At 64.9% G+C, this 6,586-nt stretch carries 5 protein-coding genes, 1 tRNA gene and 1 pseudogene; 4 read left to right on the top strand and 3 right to left on the bottom strand.

Annotated elements, in window-relative coordinates; genetic code table 11:
- Window positions 1-97: 97 nt before the first annotated feature.
- Window positions 98-325: pseudogene (locus QSJ18_RS16125) on the top strand (recombinase zinc beta ribbon domain-containing protein); the annotation flags it as partial.
- A 640-nt stretch (window positions 326-965) separates the two neighbouring features.
- Here the strand turns inward: QSJ18_RS16125 and QSJ18_RS16120 are convergent.
- Window positions 966-1,041: transfer RNA gene (locus tag QSJ18_RS16120), tRNA-Ala, on the bottom strand.
- 88 nt (window positions 1,042-1,129) lie between these two features.
- Here QSJ18_RS16120 and QSJ18_RS16115 point away from each other — a divergent pair.
- Window positions 1,130-1,867, top strand: a complete 738-nt coding sequence (locus QSJ18_RS16115) for a hypothetical protein (RefSeq protein WP_286327595.1) — start codon at window positions 1,130-1,132, stop codon at window positions 1,865-1,867.
- A 47-nt stretch (window positions 1,868-1,914) separates the two neighbouring features.
- On the opposite strand, the gene QSJ18_RS16110 is transcribed toward QSJ18_RS16115, so the two are convergent.
- The gene (locus tag QSJ18_RS16110) at window positions 1,915-2,364 is read right to left on the bottom strand and encodes a hypothetical protein (protein WP_286327594.1); all 450 of its coding nucleotides are present in this window, start codon (window positions 2,362-2,364) and stop codon (window positions 1,915-1,917) included.
- A gap of 137 nt (window positions 2,365-2,501) precedes the next feature.
- On the opposite strand from QSJ18_RS16110, the gene QSJ18_RS16105 reads away from it, so the two are divergent.
- Window positions 2,502-3,446, top strand: coding sequence for an esterase/lipase family protein (locus QSJ18_RS16105; protein WP_286327593.1), 945 nt, complete (start codon window positions 2,502-2,504; stop codon window positions 3,444-3,446).
- Window positions 3,447-3,529: 83 nt separating this feature from the next.
- Here QSJ18_RS16105 and QSJ18_RS16100 read toward each other — a convergent pair whose 3' ends face one another.
- The gene (locus QSJ18_RS16100; protein ID WP_286327592.1) at window positions 3,530-5,104 is read right to left on the bottom strand and encodes a hypothetical protein; all 1,575 of its coding nucleotides are present in this window, start codon (window positions 5,102-5,104) and stop codon (window positions 3,530-3,532) included.
- Window positions 5,105-5,276: 172 nt separating this feature from the next.
- Between QSJ18_RS16100 and QSJ18_RS16095 the strand changes: the two genes are divergently transcribed.
- Window positions 5,277-6,581 (top strand): family 1 glycosylhydrolase, encoded by a 1,305-nt coding sequence (locus tag QSJ18_RS16095; RefSeq protein WP_286327602.1) that lies wholly within the window; start codon window positions 5,277-5,279, stop codon window positions 6,579-6,581.
- Window positions 6,582-6,586 lie beyond the last annotated feature (5 nt).

Genomic DNA, 6,586 nt, shown 5'->3' with positions numbered 1-6,586 from the left:
GTACTACCTGGGTTACGTGACCTACAAAGGTGAGGTCTACCAGGGACGGCACGAGCCGATCATTGATCAAGATCTGTTTGACCGTGTGCAGGAAGTTATGGACCTGCGAAGCAGGGGAGGACAGCGCGACCGAGTCCTCCAGCACTATCTCAAAGGCGCACTCTTCTGCGCCCGATGTGAACAGCACGGACAGATATCCCGCCTCATCTTCACCGAGGCCAGGGGTCGCTCAGGCCGGCGGTACGCCTACTTCTTGTGTCGAGGACGCCAGGACGGCGTCTGCGATCTCCCGCACCTTCCGGCCGAGAGAGTGGAGCAGACGATCGTGGATCACTACTTCGCGATGACGTTGCCGCCGGATTTTGTAGTTTCTGTGCGAGAAGTGCTCGAGGAAGCCATGGCAGATGAGCAACGTAGCGTGGCCGAACTACACACATCCTTGAAACGCAGACTCAAAGAGCTCGAAGCCAAGGAAGACCGACTCATTGACGTCCTCGCCGACGACGTCCTCCCGCAGGCCAAGGTCCGGGCCAAACTCCGCAAGATCCAGGCCGACCGCGCATCGGCCGAAGCAGGACTTGCCAATGCATCTGCCGAGATCGCAGCCGGAGCGGGGGTGCTGATTACAGCCCTTGACCTGGTGTCTGATCCAGCCGTCTACTACCGCGACGGCAACGACACGATGCGGCGAAATCTCAACCAGGCGTTCTATCAGCACTTCTACGTCGACGAGCACGCAGTCCAAGGCAGCCGTCACAATGTGCCGTTCGAAGATTTCTACGCTGCTCATCAACTAACCCGTCAAGCCATAACAGCCGACATCACAGGTGGCCGCACAGAATTCGATACGCAACGAGACCCCCTTGCGGAGGCCTCGGTGACTGTAGGTGACGACTCGATTTCTTCTGATCTGGCTCTATCCCTCGCCGACATCCTTTTGGGCACCGGTTCGAGTAAGAACACTCTGGTGGAGCTAGGGAGAATCGAACTCCCGACCTACTCGATGCGAACGAGTCGCGCTACCAACTGCGCCATAGCCCCGGGTGATCGCCGAACGATCAACCGTGGCCACTCTAGCAGTACCCGGGCATCGAATCCCAAACGGGTCACCGATGGATAGACTCGGCGGGTGGCCCAGCTCAGCGATGCCAAGATCGCGACCGTGCTCGACAATGCCGTTGCCGGCATCAACCCGGTCCTCGACGCGCTGGCCGAACGCGATCCGCTCGGGCTCAAGGATCACACGTTCCACGAAGCGGCCGATCACACGTCGCGACTGGAGCGCGTGCAGCACCGGGCGGCGAAAGTCTTCAACGTCACCGACTGGCCCGGCACCGAGGGCTGGAGCAAACGGTCGATGCACAAACGGGCCAGCTGGTGGGTCAGTCGCATCGGCACGGTGAATACCGGGGCGGTTGCCTTTCCGGGTGTATTCGGGGCGTGGACCAAGAAGCTACCGGTGTCCTCGGTGCTGGGTTTCGCTAACCAGGCGACGGTGCTGGTTGCCATCGCACGCGAGTATGGCGTCACCGATCGGGCGGCGCAGGTGCAGTTGCTGGCTCACGTGCTGTGTGCGCGAGACCTCGACAACCCCGACGTCGGCGCCGCATCCGGCACGGCGATGCCCGACGAACCCAAAGCTCGCAAGAAGTCGATGGCCGCCGCGGTGTGGGAGACGGCGAAGACGCTGCGTGCGATCGGCGACGAGCTGGACCGTCGACCCATGCCGCGCTTACCTTTTCGGATGCTCGGGTGGATTCCGCTGATCGGCGCACCCGCGACATATGTCGGTGAGCGGTTCGCGTTGGGTCGTGCGGTGAAACTGGCGCGCGCGTGGATTGTCGCGCACCCGGGCGCTGTCGGCTGACACCGTGCTGCTTTCAGTTTTGTGAGCCGACCGGCGCCTATCCATGGTCAGCCCGAGGTGAGCATTGTGGTGTAGACGATGCCGAAGGTGTCACCGGCGCCATTGGACAGCAGGGCGACGACCCGACCGCCCTTCGTGAATGTCGCGGACTTGACCGAGCCGAGGTCTTCCTGCCCGGGCTGGCGGGTGAATCCGGCTTGCGTCAGCAATCCGACGGCCCGATCCCAGTCGCCTGCGCGCAGCCCGGACACCTCGAGTGACTGCTGGGTCGGGCTGGGGCTGATCAGCCGGTACCGGCCACCGGTGATGACGGGTACCTCGCGAGGGAATTCGGTAGGCACGGTCGTGGCGGCTGGAATCGCCGAACTGGCCACCGTGGTTACCTCGGCGCCGGATCCGGAACCTGCGTCGGAGGACGAATCGTCACTTCCGCACGCGACGAGCATCGACATGCCGGCGACCACACTGAATGCCACGATCAGTTTCTTGAATTTCATTCCCGCCCCTGTAAAAAGCTTCGCACTACTAATGTTCAGAATCGATAGTTGTCACATTAGCAACACCCGAAGTCGGGTATCGCAGCAGGTAGATCGGTATATGTGCGATCCGGCCGAACGCTTGTTAGCGTGTCGGAATGGCATTCAGGGGGAGCTTCGGCGTCGTCGCGGTTATCGCCGCGTGTATCGCCTTGATAGTGGGGGTCGCACCGGCAAAAGCCGATCCGCTGCCGGTGAGTTTCAATTTCTTCTCCGGTATACCGAATGAGATCGCGCACCCGGGAGGGTCGCTGCCCGGGTCCAACGACTTCTCGTGCAAGCCGTCGGCCCAGCATCCGAACCCGGTGGTGCTGGTCCACGGCACCGGCGGTTCACAGCAGACCAACTGGGGCACCTACGTGCCGCTGCTGAAGAACGAGGGCTTCTGTGTGTTCGCGTTGACCTACGGCGCCGCCGGTGCGGCGTTCCCGTTGTCGGCGATCGGGGGGATGGGGCGTATGGAGGACAGCGCCGCCGAACTCGGGAGCTTCATCGGCCGGGTGCTCGTTGCCACCGGAGCCCGCAAGGTCGACGTCATCGGACACTCGCAGGGCACCATCCTCCCGGCGTACTACGCGAAATATCTCGGCGGCAAGGACAAGATCGACAAGTACGTGTCCCTCGCCCCAGCCTGGAACGGCACCACCGTTGCCGGTACCGATTTGATCCTGCCGTTCGCGCGACGACTGGGCATCGGGCCCGACCAGTTCCCGATCTGCCGGGCGTGTGGCCAACTCGACCCGTCGTCGCCGTTCTTGCGCAAGCTGCGGGCGGGTGGTTACTACCTGCCGACCATCCAGTACACCAACATCGCCACCCGCTACGACGAACTGATCGTGCCGTACTGGTCGGGTCTGCCCAACGGTGGCCGCAACGTACGCAACATCGTTGTGCAGGAAGGATGTTCGGTCGACTTCACCGAACATGCCGGGGTTGCCGGATCGCGCCGCGCCGCCACCTTCGTTCTCAATGCGCTCGATCCAGAGCATCAGCGTCGGGTTCCCTGCGACAGGGCGGCGCCGTTCTCGGGCAGCCCGTTCTGACCGGGGCCCGGCCGGCTCCGGCGGGCCGAATGCTCCGACTAACCGAAAGTCACGACTAGCCGAATGCTCCGACTAGCCCAAAGTTACGGGGCCGGTTCGGGTTCGGCGCCGATCGCGTCCTCGGCGTCACCGGTGTCCTCGGCGTCATCGCCAACGGGTTGAGGGGTGGTCGACTGCCCCGGTCCGCTGTGGGGTCGGGCCGGACCGAGTGTGAATTCGAACGCGATCAGCACCAGCACGGTGATGAGCGTGATCCACCCGACCACCAGTCCGGTGGGGTAGCGCCAGAAGATCAGCAGTAGCGCGGCGACCGCGACCACGCCGATACGAATCGGTATCCGCAAGCGCCACAGGGTGCTCTCCCATTCGGTGGGCGCCCGGTTGCCTCGCCTGCCGGACAGCCGTTGCACACCGCGGCCGAACAGGGCTCGTGCGGTCACCGCGCCTCGGCTACCGCCGCTGAAATAGGCGACCAGGGCGACGACCAGCGCCAGTACCGCCACCGCCCGTAGTGCCGTGCGCAGCGGATGGATCACCGTGTCGAAGAGGACGGTCGCGGCGTCGGGTGCCAGTACCTCGTCCGGCACGTTGTCGAGGTAGATCCACCGTCCGACCAGAACTCCGATGGCCAGCAGCAGCATCGCCACCGCGATGGCGATCGCGACCGCGGCCAGCATCCGTAGCCGGCGGCCGGATCCGACGACGGCGATCGCCGCGATCGCACACAGGATTGCCAGCCAGGGCAGCACGGTCGCGATCCGATCGAGTCGGCGCACCGCGGTCTGGGCTCGCACCAGATCCGGCGCCTCGAAGATGACGAACTCCTTGTTCACCTGGGGGATCCGCTCGGCGACGGTGAAGCCGCGGTCGACGAGTCGCTTCTTGACCTCCTCGATGATCGGCGCCAATTCGATGCTGACCTCGCCGTTGTCGGCGACCTGCACGGCAGCGCGGCTCTTGCGTCCGGTGAGCACGTCGACGATCCGCGTGTGCGCGCGCCGGTTGGCCTCCACCCACAAGTTCTGGAACTGTTGGGAATCCACGAAGTCGGCGACCGCCGACTGGATGTAGGTGTTGGCCTGCCCGGCGATGACCGGTGCCAACCCGACGATCGCCGAATCCAGTCGCGGCCGGTCGGCCGGGGTCAGTTCGGTCAGGGCACGCAACGCATCCGCAGTCAACTGTTCCAGGTTGATCTGGCTGTCGATGGCCTGGCTCACCGAGTTCACGATCTGCGTCTGCACCGCCGGATCGGAGGCCAGCGGGGTGACGGTGGTGACGTATCGATCGGTGTCGAGGAGTTCGCCGCGGACGTAGCGGGTGGTCACCGACAACAGGGTCAGTACCGCGCAGAGAACCACGAGTACCCAGGCAACGATCCGGCGACCGATCCGCCGAGATGGTCTCGGCGCCTGCGGGCCATCGGTGTCGGCGGCGCCGGTACCGGCACGGAGTTGCGCGACTTCGGCGCGCAACCGTTCGAGCTCGGCCTGATCGTCGTCGGCGAGGGGGAGCGGTGCGGTGGCCGGGGTCCGATCGGTGTCCGGCGCGACGGTGGGCTCGACGTCGGCGGGGCTGTCGGCAGCGGGGCTGTCGTCGGGCGTGTCATCGTCGGGGGACGAGGCCGATCCGCTTTTACCGGTAGGTGGAATGGTCATGGTGCCGCTCCCATCGTCTGCAGGAAACATACTCCAGCGAACGGTGATGCGGCGGGCGATGTCCGAAACGTCCGGACCGGCCGAAACGTCGGCGTTCATCGGGTAGAACGATCATGTGAGGTGGATGCGACGGGGAATCGGCAGTCGTCGGGATCAGGGCGCTCGCTACGTGATGCGCACCCGGCGCTGGGTGGCGGTGGTGCTCTTGCTGATTGCCGCGATCGGGGTCACGAGGCCGGGAGACACACAGGCGTCGGTGCCGGACCTCGGCCCGGGATTCGCGTTCGGGGTGGCCGCGTCGGGCTTCCAAACCGAGGGTCACAACCGTGATTCCAACTGGCTGCGTTACGGCGCGCAGGGCAAGGTCGGCCATCCGGTCGGCAACGCGGTCGACTTCTATCACCGGTACCCCGGCGACATCGCGCTCGCCGCCGGCCTCGGCGTCGGGATCTATCGCATCTCCATCGAATGGTCGCGTGTGGAACCTGCTCGCGGACACGATGATCCGCGTGGATGGGCATTCTATGACCGGGTCATCCGGGGGATCGTCGCCGCCGGGATGCGTCCGATGATCACCCTCAATCACTGGGTTCATCCGGGCTGGGAGGTCGACGCGGGTGGCTGGAACCGGCCGGGAATGGGGGCCGACCTGGTCGCCTTCGCCACCCGTGCCGTCAACCGTTATGCGTGGGCCGATCCGCTGTGGATCACCTTCAACGAGCCGACGGAATACGTTCGGCGCGAACTGATGTACGGCGGCCTACGACCAGAGAACGCCGGGCGGATGGCGGACGGGATCGTCGGCGCCCACCGTGCGATCTACCGGCACATCCACCGAGTGCAGCCGGGCGCGCAGGTGTCGTCGAATCTCGCCTACATCCCCATCGCCGGTGTCGAACAATGGCTGGAGGGACAATTCGTACGGCGGATGCGCGGCGCCCTCGACTTCATCGGCGTCGACCAGTACTACTCGTTCTCGCTGACCGACGCGTCGGTCGCCAACGCGGCGACCGGGCAGTTCTGGAAGAGTTCGCAAGCGCCCGAGGCGATCTACTACGTGTTGAGGTATCTGGCGCAGCAGTATCCGGGGATGCCGATCAGGGTCGTGGAGAACGGGCTGGTCACCGACCCGCACGGTCGGCGGCCCGACGGCTATCGACGGGCAGATCACCTGCGGGACACCGTGTATTGGCTGCAACGCGCCAAACAGGGCGGCGTACCGGTGGTCTCCTACAACTACTGGAGCCTGACCGACAACTACGAATGGGGTGATTTCGACGCTCGGTTCGGACTCTATGGCGTCGACGCCCAGCACGACCCCAACCTGATCCGGCATCCGACCGACGGTGTGGCGGCCTATCGTGCGATCACCGCCGCCCGCGGCGTGCCTGCCGGGTATCGGCCGACCCGATCCCCGGTGGCATGTTCGCTGGTGGCGGTACCTGACAGCTGTGCGCACCCGGCGGTCGTGCGCTAGACCGG

The organism is Gordonia heveisoli (assembly GCF_030315745.1).
In the GTDB taxonomy this organism is placed as follows: Bacteria; Actinomycetota; Actinomycetes; order Mycobacteriales; family Mycobacteriaceae; genus Gordonia.
Note: the sequence above shows the minus strand (reverse complement) of the source record. Positions and strands in the feature narration are given on the sequence as shown.

Bases quoted from the DNA above. Each gene is read 5' to 3' on its own strand.
- QSJ18_RS16110 (WP_286327594.1), bottom strand. From the start codon at position 2,364: ATGAAATTCAAGAAACTGATCGTGGCATTCAGTGTGGTCGCCGGCATG.
- QSJ18_RS16105 (WP_286327593.1), top strand. From the start codon at position 2,502: ATGGCATTCAGGGGGAGCTTCGGCGTCGTCGCGGTTATCGCCGCGTGT.
- QSJ18_RS16100 (WP_286327592.1), bottom strand. From the start codon at position 5,104: ATGACCATTCCACCTACCGGTAAAAGCGGATCGGCCTCGTCCCCCGAC.
- QSJ18_RS16095 (WP_286327602.1), top strand. From the start codon at position 5,277: ATGCGCACCCGGCGCTGGGTGGCGGTGGTGCTCTTGCTGATTGCCGCG.